This window comes from Mycobacterium aquaticum (assembly GCF_002086485.1).
Classification (GTDB): domain Bacteria; phylum Actinomycetota; class Actinomycetes; order Mycobacteriales; family Mycobacteriaceae; genus Mycobacterium; species Mycobacterium aquaticum.
Genome location: NZ_MVHF01000001.1, coordinates 325,170 through 340,964 on the forward strand (window position 1 = coordinate 325,170; position 15,795 = coordinate 340,964).

Genomic DNA, 15,795 nt, shown 5'->3' on the forward strand with positions numbered 1-15,795 from the left:
GGCATGTGGCCCTGGCCCCGCCGATCGCTCGTGCGGATTCCTGCGTGGGGGCCCCGGTAATCGCGCCAAGCGCTATTAGCCGCGCGGCTGAATGGGAATCCCTACAGGTAGCGTCCGTCGACCGGCGGACAGGTACCTGGCAGGAGTTGAGATGCCGACAGAATTTCCCGGTAAGGAAGGGCCCTACACCCTCGCAGACAAATTGATCGGATCGCACCTCGTCGACGGGCAGATGCGCCCCGGCGAGGAGATCGGGTTGCGGATCGATCAGACGTTGACGCAGGACGCCACCGGCACCCTGGTGATGCAGGAGCTGGAAGCCCTCGGGCTGGACCGCGTGCGCACCGAGCTCAGCGCCCAGTACATCGATCACAACCTGCTGCAGACCGACGAGAAGAACGCACAGGATCACGAATTCCTGTTGTCCGCGTGTCGGCGGTACGGCGTGTGGTTCTCCAAACCCGGTAACGGCGTCTCACATCCGACCCACATGCAGCGGTTCGGCAAACCGGGCGTGACCATGGTGGGCTCGGATTCGCATACGCCGGCAGGCGGAGCGTTGGGCATGCTGGCCATCGGCGTCGGAGGGTTGGAGGTTGCGCTCGCCATGGCCGGTCGGCCGCTCTACATCCGGATGCCCGAGATCTGGGGTGTCGAGTTGACCGGCGAACTGCGGCAGTGGTGTTCGGCCAAGGACGTCATCCTGGACATGCTGCGCCGGCACGGAGTCAAAGGTGGGGTGCACCGCATCATCGAGTACCACGGGCCGGGCGTCGCCACGCTGAGCGCAATGGACCGCCACGTGATCGCCAACATGGGCGCTGAACTCGGTGCCACCACCTCGGTGTTCCCCGCTGACGACGCGGTCCGGCAGTTCCTGCGCGCAGAGGACCGCGAGGACGACTACACCGAGTTGCTGGCCGACGAGGGCGCGCGTTATGACGTAGCCGAACAGATCGACTTGTCGACGCTCGAGCCGCTGATCGCCAAACCGACGTCACCGGACAACGTGGTGCCGGTCCGCGACGTTGCCGGGGAACCGGTTGCCCAAGTGGTGGTGGGATCATCGGCGAACCCAGGGCTGCGCGACTTCGCCATCGTTGCCGCCATGGTCACCGGTCGCCAAACGGACAGCGCGGTGAGCTTTGACGTCAACCCGTCGTCGCGGGAAATCCTGGAGGACTTGACGAAGATGGGGGCGACGTTCGAATTGATCCGTGCCGGGGCGCGGATCCACCAATCCGGGTGCATGGGCTGCATCGGGATGGGACAGGCGCCCGCGGTGGGCCGAAACTCGTTGCGCACCATGCCCCGAAACTTCCCTGGTCGATCCGGCACCCGCGAAGATGCGGTGTGGTTGTGTTCACCGGAGACGGCCGCGGCCGCGGCACTGACAGGCCGGATCACCGACCCCCGTGATCTGGCCGACGAGCTTGGTATGGCCTACCCGGAGTTGAATCTGCCTGCCCACGCATCGGTGAACACCGCCATGCTCGTGGCGCCATTGCCCGAATCCGAAGCGCAGCAGGTGGAGTTGGTCAAGGGACCCAACATCTCCGGCCTACCCGACTTCGACCCGATTCCCGACCTCATCGAGGCACCGGTGTTGTTGAAGGTCGGCGACAACATCTCCACCGACGAAATCTCCCCGGCCGGTCGTGCTTTGCCATTTCGGTCGAACATCCCCAAGCTCGCCGAGTTCACCTTCACCCAGATCGATGAGACGTACCCGGCTCGCGCGGCTGAAAACGCCTCGGGCGCCGGGCATGTGATCGTCGGTGGAGAGAACTACGGTCAGGGGTCGTCGCGTGAGCACGCCGCCATCACCCCGCGATATCTGGGTCTCCGGGTGGTCATCGCCAAGTCGTTCGCCCGCATTCACTGGCAGAACCTGGCGAATTTCGGCATTCTCGCGCTCGAGTTCGAAAGCCCGGACGACTACGACCAGATCGCGCAAGGGGACGTGCTGCGCATCGACGGCGTACGTGACGCGCTGCGGGCGGGGACACCCCTTGTGGCCCACGACCAAACCCGGCGCTGCGACGTCGCGTTGTCTCACCGACTGTCACAGCGCCAGGTCATGGCCGTGCTTGCAGGCGGAGTGATTCCGCTGCTGGCCGAGTAGGCCGTCGCGCGTGCCTAATACCAGACTTTGCGACCGCCGACGGGGCGGCCGACGGCGCCGAGAATCCACAGGATGACGCCGATCACCACGAGGATGCCGCCGATCGTGTACAGGATCGACAACCCGGTGAAGTAGCCGATCAAGAGAAGAATGATGCCGAGCACAATCATGGTCAGTCCGATCCTCTAGGTAGCAACGGAAAATCTGTCGCGAGGAGGAATTGCCAGTTTCGTCAGTTCCAAACCTGTTGGGCGCAAGTAGCGCTCGCACCGGTGTCGCCGGCGGTGGGATCGGTGGGCAAAATGGGCGCGGCGATTACCGGTCGCTACGGCTGCAATTCGGGTTCGCCGGCTTGGACGGCCATGTGCAGACGTCGATGAAGGTGCTGGTGTTGAACCCGCCGCCGTCGAAAACGCCGTATGCGTCACCGTGCGTTCCGGTGTAGGTGGCGCCGCCACCAGAGCTGCCGCCGGCGGAGGTCACGATGGTCGTCACTTGCCAGCCTTTGCCTTCGAGCGCCGACTTATAGGCGTTGAGGACGTCGTTGGGTGCGCCGTTGACTTGGTAGAACATGTGGATGCCGTTGTCGGCGATTTGATTGGGACCCTTGGTCTGCTGGGTGTCAGCAGGCGCCGGGATGAGCGACTGCAAGTCCACACCTGCGGGAGCCGCGGCAGGAGTCGTGGTCTGGGCTGCCGATTCCGTCGAGCCGCTACACGCGGAGGCCGTGAGGCCGACGGCAACCGCGAGGGCTGCAAGAGCACAGGTGTTCGGGGTGACACGCATGAGTGTTCCTCTCGTCTGGCCGCACGGTAGCAACGTGTGAGCAATTGATCTGGGCAAACGAGGAAACCACCCGAAAATCGCAGGCGGTGGACGAGGTTGTCGTTGACTGAGCAAACAGCTGCAGTCAAGGAAAGCGGCCGCCAGCATGTCTGCGGAATGTGCAAAATTTGCAGACTGTGCAATAATTCTGATGTGGAAGCCGAAGGACTACGTCAACGACGGCGCCGTGAGACGGCGACGGAGATCCACCGCGCCACCTTGGAACTGGCCCGCGATGAGGGCTTCGACAAGGTGACTGTGGACGCGATCAGTGCCCGCGCCGGGATCTCGCAGCGCACCTTCTTCAATTACTTCTCCAGCAAGGAAGCGGCGCTCGTACACGGGCCGTTCGAGCTCGCGGCCGATCGAGTGCTCACGTTCGTCGCCGCCGGACCCTGCAGCCCCCGGCAGATGCTCACCGATGTCATCGACCTGCTGATGGAGAACATGGCTGAGTTGCCGCCTCAGCGTGAGGTGATGAAGGAGGCGCTGACGGTGGCCTCCGGGCATCCCAGCGTCCTGGCAGCGTTCCTCGCACGGGTCGACCATCTCGCGCAACAGATCGCCGACACCATCGCCGAACGGGCCGGGGACCGCATCGACGACGTCGACGACCCCACGGTGATTGCCGCGTTGGCCGTCACCGCTGTCCGCCTCGGTATGGACCGGTGGATGGCCACGTCACCCGGGCCCGAGGGGGCGGATTCCCCGGCACCGCACGTCCATCACATCGCCGTGCGGATGCACGCCGTCATGGAAGGTCAATCATGAAGTGGCTCAACGACAGACAGGCCCGGGTCGACCTGCTCGAAAATGGCATCCTGGCGGCCGCGCGAAAGTGGGACCACGTCCGGCCGGTGTATAAACCCTATGTCGACGGGCTCGAAAACCTGCCTGCCGATGGGAGATTCCTCATCGTGGGCAACCACACCGCCGTGGCGTCGACGGAAATCGGGCTGATTCTCTATGAGGTGCAACGCCATCTGGGTATTCGTGTCCGGGCGCTGATGGATCGACAGTTCGGCAAGCTCAAGGGACTTCCCGCCGAGTTCGTCGCGGCCGGTGGCGGCATCGTGGGTGAACCGCGCGCCGCGGGAGAGTTGATGTCGGCCAACGAGCCCATCCTGGTGTTCCCCGGTGGTGGCCGCGAGATCGCCAAGGCCAAAGACGAGCTCTACACACTGCTGTGGGGAGACCGCGCCGGATTCGCCCGGCTCGCGGCCGAGCACGACTACCCGATCGTGACGGCGGCCGTGGTGGGTGGCGACGACGTGTACAAGATCCTGACAACGCGAGACGGAGTGTGGTCGCGCGTCAGCGGGCGTGCCAGCGAATTGCTCAGTGGGCGAACGGATATGGCGATCCAGCTGATGCGCGGTATCGGTCCCACCCTGGTGCCGCGGCCGCAGCGCCTGTACGCCCGGTTCTCCGCGCCCATCGACACCACACGTCCGGCGGATGTCGCGGCCGACGACTGGGTGGCCACGATCCGGGCGAAGACCAAGTCGACACTCGAATCCGACCTGGCCGAGTTGCAGGAAATCCGTGCAGGCGACCCATTCCGCAACCTGGCGCCGTGGGCCTGGGGGGCGGCCGTGATGCCGCCCGGATCCGCTGCGGCCCAATCAACAGCGCATTGCGCGCCTACAGTACGTCAGCGCTGATGCGCGTTACCGGCTAAGTGAGCGGCTCAATAGGTGCCGGAGCCGGTCGCTGTGCAGGGGAGGGCGTCGCCGCGGGTGCCGGACCCGGTGCTGCGCCCGTCGCCGGAAGATGCTGCGAGGGGCCGGGTGCGGCAGGCAACGGTGTCAAGGTCGCGGGCGCGGCGGGCGCCGGGGCCGGGCCTGGTGCGGGACCGGTCGCCGGAGGATTCGCGATGGCGTCGGCGGCCCAGCTCGACTGGAGCTGGTTGGCGACGAATGTAGCGCCCTTGTCGACCATGCCGGCTTCTTCGTACTGATTGTGCGCGGAGAAGCTTCGACCGTCGGATGCACAGACGAGGTCGTTGTCGACGCACAGGTCGATGGTCTTGGCCGCGTACAGCGGGCCGATGGCGATCGGTGGCTCGCTGATGGCTTTCATGAACCGTGTCGACGGTTTGCCGAAGAGCGCCACGGCCGCGACATGATCGGAGATGTCGGGTGGCAGCGGGGTCGGCACATCCGTGGCGTGAACGCCGTCGGGAATCACACTGGCGGTGACGAAACCTGCGATGGCGGCGCCTTGGGAGAACCCGCCGAGCACCATCTTGGTGCGCGGACAGTTCGACGCGGTTGCCAGGACGTGTGCGCGGGCGTCCGAGATGCCGTCGACAGCGGTCGGGAAGTCCATCGTGGCCGGATAGTCGACGGCGTATACGCCAACGGTTTTGCCGGGGAGGCGCGACCGCACGGAATTGACGAATGCTTCGCCCGTGGGGCCGAGGCCCGGGTCTTCAGTGGTTCCGCGGGCGAAGATCACCTCGGCGTCGGGGCAGTTGGCCGCCTGCGCGGATAACGTTGGTGCGCCGAACAATATGGTCGGCACCGCTGTCGCGGCGCCGATCAGAACAACAACGTGGCGTGCCTCCACGCACACATGCTGACACATCGCGACGATGTGCGCGCGCCAGTTGAACGACATTTTATTGGTGTTCACCTGTTGAGAACCCCCGGACGCTGCTTTCTGGGGCGGTGAATCCTGTTTGCGGGCAGCACAATACGCACACCTGTCGCGAATTCGCCATGCGCCCGGAAATGGACCGAAATACCACACCGGAGGCCTTGGGCCCGGACGCTGACGGTTGCGACACGGTCACAGAAGCATACCTATCAATGCATCAGGAGCAGCAACCTTCACTTCGGTCACTATCGTCACATCAGTCAGCTAGTGACGTCAATGGGACGTCGTGCCCTCTGGAAGGGGTGAGATGTCGCCGCGTCCTCGAATCGCATCGTTGTCGGTGGCGTCGGCGGCCGCTATGGGGCTCGTCGTCGCAATCGGCGCCGCACCTCCCGCGGCCGCCGAACCGTGCACCGGAGCCGCCGCTGCTGCCCAGCCGCCCGCCAACGCCGTGGCAACTCCGGCGTTGCCCGGGCTCAACCGTCCGCCAACAGGTCACCGGCCCGCCGGGGCGAATGACAGTGCGCCGCTGCCCAGGTTGGGACAGCTACCCAAGATGCTCCTCAACGCGCTCTCGCCGTTGACCCAGCATTCCGCGCCGGTGCGCCAGCAGGCCGCGGTAGAGCCCCCACCGCGACCCGTCGTTCCGAACAACCCCGCCCCGCCGAATGTGGCTCAGCCCGTGCCCAACGCGGCGCCGGCCCCGGCGCCGGAGGCCGCGCCTGCACCCGCTCCGCCCGGGACCTCGCTCGTGGGATGGGTCACCGGGCCGGACAGCCCCAACAACACCATCCAGCGGTTCGCGATCTCGGGCACAGACCTCGGGATCATGTGGGACAACGGTGATCCCGGCGCGCATCAGGTGCTGATGGCATTCGGCGACACCTACGGTTACTGCAGCGTCCGTGGACAGCAATGGCGCTACAACACCTTGTTCCGCAGTCAGGACGGTTCGCTGTCGCAGACCGTCTCCGTGCCCAATGGCGTGAAGGCCAACCGGTATTCGGGCTCGCCGGTGTGGGCGCCGGGGCTTTCCAAGCAGATCGTCAACAGCATCAAGTGGGCGCCTACCGAAGTCGGGATCATCCCGACGTCCGGCGTCTCCGTCGGCAGAAACCAGTACTTGAACTTCATGTCCATCAAGCGCTGGGGCGACAACGGCTTCTGGGACACCAATTTCTCGGGCATCGCGGTGTCCCAGGACAACGGCGAGAACTGGGGGGTGTATCCCAGCAGCATCCGCGCCGTCGGTGACTCCGTGCCGAGGCTTGCCGCTGTGCCGGGCAACGAGAACTTCCAGATGGGGGCATTCCTCAAGCCAGGCCCGGGTGACCCGTACCTCTACACGTTCGGCACGCCGTCAGGGCGTGGGGGATCGGCCTACATCGCCCGGGTTCCCCAGGGCGCTGTGCCGGATCAACGACGCTACGAGTACTGGAACGGCGACAGCAATTCCTGGGTCCCCGGTAATCCCGCCGCCGCCACCCCGGTGATCCCCGGCCCGGTCGGGGAAATGTCGGCCCAGTACAACACCTATCTCAAGCAGTATCTGGTGCTGTACTGCAACGGCGCCAACGACGTCGTCGCGCGCACTGCGCCTGCACCGCAAGGGCCGTGGAGCCCGGAGCAGATGCTGGTGTCCTCGATGCAGTTCCCAGGCGGCATCTATGCGCCCTTCCTGCACCCGTGGTCGACGGGCAAGGAGTTGTACTTCAACCTGTCGCTGTGGTCGGCGTACAACGTGATGCTCATGAAAACGGTATTGCCGTAACGCTTTCAGCAGTCTGCGGCCTATTCGGCCGGTGTTGAAGCGTGCGCGCCGAAGCTGTGGGCTTCGGTGGGTCCGGCACTTTCTCACAGTTGCTTACCGGAAAGGCTCAAGGCGCGCCATAGGGTGCGAGTCGTGACGGAGTCGTGTTCAAAAAGTGACAGAAGAGGTTCAGTGTTATCAGAGTGATATGAGTGCACGAAGGGCGCGATGTCACCTTCCTGGTGAACCTGGCGGTCCCACACGTCGTGTATTCGACGGACGATCAGAGGGATGGAGTGAAACCGTGAACATGAGCCGAACGTTCGACACGCGCACCGCGCGGATCGCCCTCCTGCTGATCCGTCGCCCCGTCATGAGCCGGCGCTATCCCGCAGAGCAGGAACGTCTGGTCACCCCACAGGAACTCGCCGCTCTGGGCCGGTAGGCGCGCACGCGTGCCACCATGAAGCCATGACGGATCAGGGCGAACGCGACTTCAACCAACGCAACATCGAGGAGTTCCGAGCCAACGGCGGCAAGGTAGGTGGGCAGTTCGAGGGGTTTCCGCTCTTGCTGCTCACCTCCACGGGCGCCAAGAGCGGGGCCCAGCGGGTCAATCCGGTTGCCTACTTCGATATCGACGGGGCAATCTACATCGTCGGCTCGTCAGCAGGCCGGGACCGGGATCCCTCGTGGGCCTTCAACATTCGCGCGCACCCTGACGTCACTGTGGAGATCGGCACCGCTGGCCCTGCGGCGGTCACCGCGCGCGAACTGCCCCGCGAGGAGCGCGACGCCGTCTACGAGATCGTCAAGCAGCGGGCACCGGGATTCGCCGAGTACGAGGCGCGTACCGATCGGGTCATCCCCGTCTTCGAACTGGTCCGCAGATAGTGCCTCACGCGGTGGCGAGCGCGGTCTCGGCCACCTGTTGGGCGTCGTAGGTGTTGATCGCGACACTGTCGAGAATGGCCTGCAGTTGTTCGGCCTGTGCGCGCGGCGCCAGCTCCGTGGACCGGTAGATACGCCCGGCGGCGCGAGCCTGCGAGCGGACCCGGCCGGTGCGCGTCATCCGCAGATTTTCATAGCGGCGCAACCGCTCTGGTAATTCGTGGGGTTGTCCGCCACGCAGCAGCACCGCCAAGGTCGCGGCATCTTCGATGGCCTGGTTGGCGCCCTGCCCGAGGTGCGGGGTGACTGCGTGGGCACTATCGCCCAGCAGGGTGATGCGCTCGGACGACCAGCGGTCGAGTGGTTCACGATCGTAGATGCCCCACCGGAAGGTCGAGTCCATTGCAGCGATGATCGCACTCACCTGGGGATCCCAACCGCGGTAGGCTGCTGCGAGCTCGGCGACATCGCCTGGCGCGGTCCAGGATTCGGCGACTGTGAGATTGGTCGGCACGAACGCCACGATGTTGAGCAGCCGGCCGGCCGAGACGGGGTAGGCGAGAAAGCTCTGCCGGGGCCCGAGCCACATGGAACTTGCGCGCATGTCGGCGATCCCGGCTACCCGTTCGGCGGGAATCAGCCCGCGGTAGGCCATGATTCCCTCGCTGACAGGTGCAGCAGGCGTGGTCACCTTGCCTTGCAGGCGCGAATGGATACCGTCGGCGCCGACGAGCAGATCGGCGTCGACCGTTGTGCCGTCGGCGAACTCGACACGCACTCCGTCGGCGTGCTCGGTGGCGCCGACGCAGGTTCGGCCCAGACGCAGCGCGTCGGAGGGTAGTGCGTCGGCGAGAACCTGCTGGAATTCCCCGCGGTGCAGAAACCAGGTGCGGGTCGGATCCCCGAAGGACAGCGTGGAGGGTTCGCCCGCAATGGGCTCGGCCTGCCAGGTGCGGAAGCGGTAGTGCGTCACGGGACCGGCGACCTTCGCCAGTGCGTCACCCACGCCGAGGTGGTTGAGAACGCGCGATCCGTTGGTCGCGATGGCGACGCCGGCGCCGAGCGCCTTGAGCTCATGTGCCTGTTCGTACACGTTCGCATCGATGCCGTTGGCGCGCAGCGCGATCGCGGTGGTCAGTCCGCCGATACCTGCGCCGATGACGGCGACTCTCAGGCCGGTCATGATTCTCCTTCGTCCGCAATATGTGTACCGATCGATACAAGATTGACTATAAACGTACCGATCGGTACAGTCAAGGGGTGGCCCGCACCGCAGATCCCGTCAAACGTGAAGAGCTGTTGAAGGCGGTCGTGGCCTATCTCGAACAGCGTGGCATCGGCGACATGTCGCTGGCCCCCATGGCGCAGGCGCTGGGCACGAGTAAACGCATGCTGCTGTATTACTTCGGCGACCGTGCAGAGTTGCTCACCCAGGCCCTCGACGCCAGCCGCCCGCAGCTGGGGGAGATGTTCAGTGACGTCACCACCCCGGAGCAGTTCGCCGACGCGGCCCGCACGATGTGGCGTGAGCTGACCCGCGGGGGTGAGCGCCGAAACGTCCGACTGCTCCTGCAGGTCCTCAGCCTGGCCGTGACGGATCCAGAGACCTACGGCGAATCGGCCCGCACGGCAGTCGACGTGATGATCGGACCGATCACCGCTGCGCTGAGCACCATCGGGTACGTCGACGAGGACGCTTGCGCGCGTGCCACTTTGGTGGTCTCCGGGCTACGCGGGCTGTGCCAGGACATGCTGGTCACCAAGGACCGGTCACGCGTCGACGCCGCCGCCGAACTCCTGATCGCCGCGTCGGTCGTGGACGCGCCGCGACTGTGAATCGGCTGCGAAAAATCGGGCAGAATTTCGCAGCGAACGCACACTCGCGAACGTCAGCTCGCGGAGGGCGAGCGTTCCAGTGCTCGCGCCACCACGCCCTGCGCCGGACGTTGCCGCACCATCTGCGGCCACCAGAACCAGCGACCCATCAGCGCGGCGATGGACGGGGTCATGAACGACCGGATCACCAGGGTGTCGAACAGCAGACCCAACCCGATCGTCGAACCGACCTGCGCCACCACGGTCATCTCACTGACCACCATCGACATCATGGTGAACGCGAACACCAGGCCCGCCGCGGTGACCACCGACCCGCTGCCGCCCATGGCGCGAATGATCCCGGTGTTGATGCCGGCCGGTAACTCCTCCTTGAGCCGCGCGACGAGCAGCAGGTTGTAGTCGGCGCCTACGGCCAGCAGCACGATGACCGCCATCGCCATCACCATGAAGTGCAGTTCGATCCCGATCAGGTGTTGCCACACCAGCACGGACAAGCCGAACGAGGTACCGAGCGAGACCAGCACCGTCCCGACGATCACGGCCGCGGCCACCAGGCTTCGGGTGATGAGCAGCATGATGATGAAGATCAGCGACAGTGCCGAGATGCCTGCGATGATCAGGTCGTAGTTGTTGCCTTCCTGCATGTCCTTGAAGGTCGCCGCGGTGCCGCCAAGGTAGATCTTGGACCCCTCGAACGGGGTGTTCTTCATGGCTTCCCTGGCTGCCTGCTTGATCCCGTCGATCAGCTTGATGCCGTCGGCCGTCAGCGGGTCGCCCTCGTGGGAGATCATGAACCGCACGGCTTTTCCGTCGGGGGAGATGAAACTCTTCATGCCGCGCTTGAAGTCGCTGTTGTTGAAGGTCTCTGGTGGCAGATAGAAGGTGTCGTCGTTCTTGGAATCGTTGAACGCGTCACCCATGGCGGATTGGCCGTCCTGCATGGCCGCCATCTGATCCTGCAGACCCTTCTGGGTCTGGTACATGGTGAGCATCATCGTCTTGGTGCTCTTCATGGTCTCGATCTGCGGCTGCATCATCGCCGCCATCTGCGGCATGAGCGCGTCGAGCCGGTCCATGTCGGGCAGCAACTCCTGAATGGCCGCCGTCATCGTGTCGACGCCGTCAAGTCCGTCGAACACCGACCGCATCGACCAGCACATCGGGATGTCGTAGCAGTGCGGTTCCCAGTACAGGTAGTTGCGCAGCGGTCGCAGGAAGTCGTCGAAATCGGAGATGCTGTCCCGCAATTCGGCGACGTCGGTGACCATGTCGTGGGTCTTGCCGACCATGCTGTGCGTCGTCGCGCTCATCTCCTCCATGAGGGTGATCATCCGGTCCATGATGTCGATGGTCTTCTGCATGTCGTCGGCCTGCAGCAGCATGTCGTCGGCGCGGTCGGTCAGATACTTGCGGTTCATGGTCTGCATGACCCCGCCCATGCTCATCTGGGCCGGAATCGTGCTGAACTTCAACGGTTTGCCGTCCGGACGGGTGATGGCCTGCACGCTGCCGATGCCGGGCACCTGGAAGATGGCCTTGGCGATCTTGTCGATCACCAGGAAGTCGGCCGAGTTGCGGACGTCGTGGTCGGTTTCGATGAGCAGCAACTCGGGGTTCATCTTGGCCGGCGAGAAGTGGCGTTCGGCAGCGGCGTATCCCGCGTTGGCGGGCAGATCGGCGGGCAGATAGTTGCGGTCGTTGTAATTGGTCCGGTAGCCCGGCAGCGTGAGCAGCCCGACCAACGACAGCAGGATGGTGCCGAGCAGCACCGGACCCGGCCAGCGCACGACGAATGCTCCCAGGCGTCGCCAACCCCGGATCCGCATGGCCCGCCGTGGCTCGAGTGTGCGCCCGAACCGGCTCGTGACCGTGACCAGTGCAGGCCCGAGAGTCAGTGCCGCGAACACCGCGACCACCATGCCGACCGCCATCGGGATGCCCAGCGACTGGAAATACGGCAAGCGGGTGAAATGCAGACAGAACGTCGCGCCCGCGATCGTCATACCCGAGCCCAGCACCACGTGCGCGGTGCCGTGGAACATCGTGTAGTAGGCCTGTTCTCGGTCCTCGCCGTTGCCGCGGGCTTCCTGATAGCGGCCGATGAGAAAGATCGCGTAGTCCGTGGCGGCGGCGATCGCCAGGGTCACCAAAAGCTGAGTGGCGAAGGGTGTCAGCCCGATCAGATTGTGATAGCCGAGGAACGCGACCACGCCGCGCGCCGCCGACAACTCCAGGACCACCATGGCCAGCACGATGATCACGGTGATCACCGACCGGTAGACCAGGAGCAGCATCGTGATGATCACGGCGAACGTGACCATCTCGATCAACTGGACACTGCGATCGGCGGAGATCTGCTGATCGGCAGCCAGGGCCGTCGGGCCGGTCACATACACCTGCACCCCGGGCGGCGGGGACAGCCCTTTGACCAGCTTCTGGACCGACTCCACCGACTCGTTGGCCAACGTCTCACCCATGTTGCCGACGAGATAGACCTGTACGTAGGCGGCTCTGAGATCGTTGCTCTGGGCCCCGGCCTTGGTCAGCGGATCGCCCCAGAAATCCTGGACGTGTTCGACATGCTTGGTGTCGGCCTTCAGCTTGGCGACCATGTCGTTGTAGAAGTAGTGCGCATCGTCGCCGAGCGGTTTGTCACCTTCGAGCACGATCATCGCGGAGCTGTCGGAGTGGAACTCGTCGAACACCACCCCGACGCGTTTCATCGCGATCACCGACGGCGCCTCGTCCGGACTCATCGACACCGAGCGCATCTGGGCCACGGCCTCGAGCTGAGGCACGGTCATGTTGAGCACCACGACCAGGCCGATCCACCCGAGGATGATCGGAATGGCGAGTCGGCGAATCCAACGTGCGATCCCGGTGTGGGTCGTCGTGGATTTGCTGGGCTCGGCCATCTGGAGAAAACCTTGGTATCGGATGCGGGCAGGGCTGCGCCGACCCTATCCGGTTGAGCGGTCGTTTAGTGAGCCCCCTACGAGTAGGAGATCGCGCCCAGTGCCCGTGCGGCGCTGCGCAGCTCCGCATGAATCCCGCCGTAGGCAGCCGCCGGCGGCAGCAGCCGCTTGTCGATCTTGGTCGCCGAGCTGTAGTTGACGTCGACGACATTGGCGATCGGTGCGAGCGCGATCTGCGTCAGAAGCTGGTAGGCGTCGAGCCGGTCGAGTCCGTAGAGCTCGCCGAGCCACGTGATCATCTCCACCTGACCGGCCCGCCACGCCTCTTCCAGTGGCCGCCCGGAACCGATCGCCAGCAGATGGGTGTCAGTCTCCAGCCGCGGCCACGCCGGGCCGCCGCCACCTTTGATGAGGTCGACGATGGCCGTGATGTTCATGGCGCCCTCGACGGCGGTGCCGCATGCTTCGCCTTCGCCCTGGCGGTAGTGCCCGTCACCGAGAGAGAACAGCGCGCCTTCGACGTTGACGCGTAGATAACAGGTGGCGCCAGCGGTCATGTCCGGCGAGTCCATGTTGCCGCCGAACGCGTCGGGCACCAGAGAGCTGCGGACCTCGCGGCGCGCGGGAGCAACTCCGACGGTGCCCAGCATCGGGTTGGCCGGCAACGTCACCTCGAAATCGCTGCCCCGGGCCGAGAAGCCGACTGTGCGTGCGGCGGAGTCGTATTCGTAGATCCAGGTGCGCTCCCGCAGCGGGTCCTGCAGGGTGGGGCTGACCGGGATGCTGGTCAGCCCGCCGAAGAACGGGATCAGGGTCGACGCACCCCAGCTGCGGGCCGGCGTGAGATCGACCAGATGGACCGCCAGGGTGTCACCGGGCTCGGCGCCCTCGATCCAGAACGGACCGGTCTGCGGATTGAGGTCCTCGGTGTCCAGCGCGACGGTGGCCACAGAGTCGAGGCTGGTGATGCGTCCGCCGAAGGCGTCCTCGGCCCACAGCGTCAACACGGTCCCGGGCTTGATCCGCATGACGGGTTCGGCGCCGCCGAAGGTGTAGTTCATCTGCTCGACGGTCGGCACGAAGGTGATGTGGTCCATGACGGCCATCTTTACGGATAAGAGGACACCGGGCACCTGAGTTTCGGCGCAGCCGTCGGCTCGCGCCCAAATCAATTCCAGATGGAAATTTTTTTGTCAAAGTGTCGCGCGCACAGTGCCATCCGTGGGTAGGGTGGCTCATGACTCGATCGCAGTTCCGGAGATGGTGAGGAAAGCCGTTGGTTCTGTACGTGTTTCGATGCGACTCCGGTTGCGGCACCACCGAACGACGGTTTGCGATGAACGCACGACCCGACGTGATCGACTGCCCGAGCTGCAGCGGTGCGGCCCGCCGGATGATGTCGTCACCCAACCTCGGCCGCGCCGACAAGGCTGCGATGGCGTTGCAGGACTCGACGCGCGCCACCGCCGACCGCCCTGCCGTCGTCAGCTCGCCCTCACCGTCGCTTCGGCGGCAGAAGGTCTCGCGCAACCCGCTTCACCAAAAATTGCCCCGCCCCTGAAGGAGGATCAATGCCCGAAGTTGTGTTCCCGCTCGATTCGACCAAGAAGTTCACCGATCAGGAGAAGCTGGGGCACAACCGGTGGCACCCGGACATTCCGGCCGCGGTCACGGTCAAGAAGGGTGATTCGTTCCGCGTGCACTGTCGTGAGTGGTTCGACGGCGCGATCGTCAACGACGATTCCGCCGACGACATCCTCAACGCGCCGTTGACCACGGTGCACGTGCTGTCCGGTCCGATCGCGGTCGAAGGTGCCAAGCCCGGGGATCTGCTGATCGTCGACATCCTCGACGTGGGACCCATCCCGCAGGAGGATTCGGGTCCACTGGCCGGTCAGGGGTGGGGCTACACGGGCATCTTCCCCAAGCTCAACGGCGGCGGTTTTCTCACCGACCAGTTCCCCGATGCCTACAAGGCCATCTGGGATTTCTCCGGGCAGAAGGCCACCTCGCGCCACGTGCCCCACGTCGAGTTCACCGGCATCGTGCACCCGGGCCTGATGGGTACCGCGCCGTCGAGCGGCCTGCTGGCGAAGTGGAACACCCGCGAGGCTGCGCTGATCGCCACCGACCCCGACCGGGTTCCGCCGCTGGCGCTGCCACCCGAGCCGCGTGATGCGATCCTCGGCGGCCTCACCGGCGACGCCTTTAGCAAGGCCGCCGCCGAGGCCGCCCGCACCGCCCCGCCGCGGGAGAACGGCGGCAACCAGGACATCAAGAACCTCACCAAGGGCAGCCGGGTCTTTTATCCCGTATACGTCGACGGAGCCAACTTGTCGGTCGGCGATCTGCACTTCTCCCAGGGCGACGGCGAGATCACCTTCTGCGGCGCCATCGAGATGGGCGGCTTCATCGATCTGCGCGTCGACGTGATCCCGGGCGGCATGGAAACCTACGGCGTCGGGGAGAACGCCATATTCATGCCCGGCAACACCGATCCGCAGTACTCCGAGTGGCTGGCGTTCTCCGGCACCTCGGTCACCCTCGACGGCGAGCAGCGCTACCTGGACTCGCATCTGTCCTACCAGCGCGCCTGCCTGCACGCCATCGACTATCTGTCGAAGTTCGGCTACAGCCCTGAGCAGGCGTATCTGCTGCTGGGCGCCGCGCCCATCGAGGGTCGGCTATCGGGCGTGGTGGACATCCCGAATGCCTGTGCGACGGTGTATATCCCGACGGCCATCTTCGACTTCCCGGTTACGCCCTCGGCATCGGGGCCCGTCACGATCGACCCGGGCATCGGAGCGCCGCACTCGTCGTTCAACTGACGACCTCCGGCTATCCTCGTTCCC

The 15,795-nt window shown here is 65.1% G+C and carries 15 protein-coding genes; 9 read left to right on the forward strand and 6 right to left on the reverse strand.

Annotated elements, in window-relative coordinates; genetic code table 11:
- Positions 1 to 151: 151 nt before the first annotated feature.
- The gene (locus BST13_RS01410; RefSeq protein ID WP_083159833.1) at positions 152 to 2,125 is read left to right on the forward strand and encodes an aconitate hydratase; all 1,974 of its coding nucleotides are present in this window, start codon (positions 152 to 154) and stop codon (positions 2,123 to 2,125) included.
- A gap of 14 nt (positions 2,126 to 2,139) precedes the next feature.
- Here BST13_RS01410 and BST13_RS38140 read toward each other — a convergent pair whose 3' ends face one another.
- Positions 2,140 to 2,295 (reverse strand): hypothetical protein, encoded by a 156-nt coding sequence (locus tag BST13_RS38140; RefSeq protein WP_095533362.1) that lies wholly within the window; start codon positions 2,293 to 2,295, stop codon positions 2,140 to 2,142.
- A gap of 145 nt (positions 2,296 to 2,440) precedes the next feature.
- Positions 2,441 to 2,911 carry a hypothetical protein gene (locus BST13_RS01415; RefSeq protein ID WP_083159835.1) on the reverse strand — a complete coding sequence of 157 codons (471 nt, stop codon included), beginning with the start codon at positions 2,909 to 2,911 and terminating at the stop codon, positions 2,441 to 2,443.
- Between the two features lie 192 nt (positions 2,912 to 3,103).
- Here BST13_RS01415 and BST13_RS01420 point away from each other — a divergent pair, with 192 nt between their 5' ends.
- Both BST13_RS01420 and BST13_RS01425 read left to right on the forward strand, forming a co-directional pair.
- Positions 3,104 to 3,721, forward strand: a complete 618-nt coding sequence (locus BST13_RS01420; RefSeq protein WP_158087079.1) for a TetR/AcrR family transcriptional regulator — start codon at positions 3,104 to 3,106, stop codon at positions 3,719 to 3,721.
- Positions 3,718 to 4,614, forward strand: a complete 897-nt coding sequence (locus tag BST13_RS01425; RefSeq protein ID WP_083159837.1) for a lysophospholipid acyltransferase family protein — start codon at positions 3,718 to 3,720, stop codon at positions 4,612 to 4,614. The genes BST13_RS01420 and BST13_RS01425 overlap by 4 nt, the downstream gene beginning before the upstream one ends.
- Positions 4,615 to 4,627: 13 nt before the next feature.
- On the opposite strand, the gene BST13_RS01430 is transcribed toward BST13_RS01425, so the two are convergent.
- Positions 4,628 to 5,539, reverse strand: coding sequence for a cutinase family protein (locus BST13_RS01430; protein ID WP_083160080.1), 912 nt, complete (start codon positions 5,537 to 5,539; stop codon positions 4,628 to 4,630).
- 319 nt (positions 5,540 to 5,858) lie between these two features.
- On the opposite strand from BST13_RS01430, the gene BST13_RS01435 reads away from it, so the two are divergent.
- The 3 genes from BST13_RS01435 (at position 5,859) to BST13_RS01440 (ending at position 8,195) form a co-directional block, all read left to right on the forward strand.
- On the forward strand, positions 5,859 to 7,322 hold the full coding sequence (locus BST13_RS01435; RefSeq protein WP_095533364.1) for a glycoside hydrolase family 183 protein: 1,464 nt from the start codon (positions 5,859 to 5,861) through the stop codon (positions 7,320 to 7,322).
- Between the two features lie 283 nt (positions 7,323 to 7,605).
- Positions 7,606 to 7,746 (forward strand): hypothetical protein, encoded by a 141-nt coding sequence (locus BST13_RS38945; protein WP_158087080.1) that lies wholly within the window; start codon positions 7,606 to 7,608, stop codon positions 7,744 to 7,746.
- 26 nt (positions 7,747 to 7,772) lie between these two features.
- Positions 7,773 to 8,195, forward strand: a complete 423-nt coding sequence (locus BST13_RS01440; RefSeq protein ID WP_083159841.1) for a nitroreductase family deazaflavin-dependent oxidoreductase — start codon at positions 7,773 to 7,775, stop codon at positions 8,193 to 8,195.
- Positions 8,196 to 8,199: 4 nt separating this feature from the next.
- Here BST13_RS01440 and BST13_RS01445 read toward each other — a convergent pair whose 3' ends face one another.
- The gene (locus BST13_RS01445; RefSeq protein ID WP_170064251.1) at positions 8,200 to 9,366 is read right to left on the reverse strand and encodes an FAD-dependent monooxygenase; all 1,167 of its coding nucleotides are present in this window, start codon (positions 9,364 to 9,366) and stop codon (positions 8,200 to 8,202) included.
- Between the two features lie 86 nt (positions 9,367 to 9,452).
- Here BST13_RS01445 and BST13_RS01450 point away from each other — a divergent pair, with 86 nt between their 5' ends.
- Positions 9,453 to 10,028: a TetR/AcrR family transcriptional regulator gene (locus tag BST13_RS01450; protein WP_083159845.1), complete on the forward strand. Its 576-nt coding sequence runs from the start codon at positions 9,453 to 9,455 to the stop codon at positions 10,026 to 10,028.
- Between the two features lie 53 nt (positions 10,029 to 10,081).
- Here the strand turns inward: BST13_RS01450 and BST13_RS01455 are convergent, their stop codons facing one another.
- The gene (locus tag BST13_RS01455) at positions 10,082 to 12,943 is read right to left on the reverse strand and encodes an MMPL/RND family transporter (protein ID WP_083159847.1); all 2,862 of its coding nucleotides are present in this window, start codon (positions 12,941 to 12,943) and stop codon (positions 10,082 to 10,084) included.
- A gap of 77 nt (positions 12,944 to 13,020) precedes the next feature.
- Positions 13,021 to 14,040, reverse strand: coding sequence for an acetamidase/formamidase family protein (locus tag BST13_RS01460; RefSeq protein WP_083160082.1), 1,020 nt, complete (start codon positions 14,038 to 14,040; stop codon positions 13,021 to 13,023).
- Between the two features lie 239 nt (positions 14,041 to 14,279).
- On the opposite strand from BST13_RS01460, the gene BST13_RS39415 reads away from it, so the two are divergent.
- Together BST13_RS39415 and fmdA are read left to right on the forward strand one after the other, a co-directional pair.
- On the forward strand, positions 14,280 to 14,504 hold the full coding sequence (locus tag BST13_RS39415) for a zinc ribbon domain-containing protein (protein WP_158087081.1): 225 nt from the start codon (positions 14,280 to 14,282) through the stop codon (positions 14,502 to 14,504).
- A 10-nt stretch (positions 14,505 to 14,514) separates the two neighbouring features.
- Positions 14,515 to 15,771, forward strand: a complete 1,257-nt coding sequence (fmdA, locus tag BST13_RS01470) for a formamidase (protein ID WP_083159849.1) — start codon at positions 14,515 to 14,517, stop codon at positions 15,769 to 15,771.
- Positions 15,772 to 15,795 lie beyond the last annotated feature (24 nt).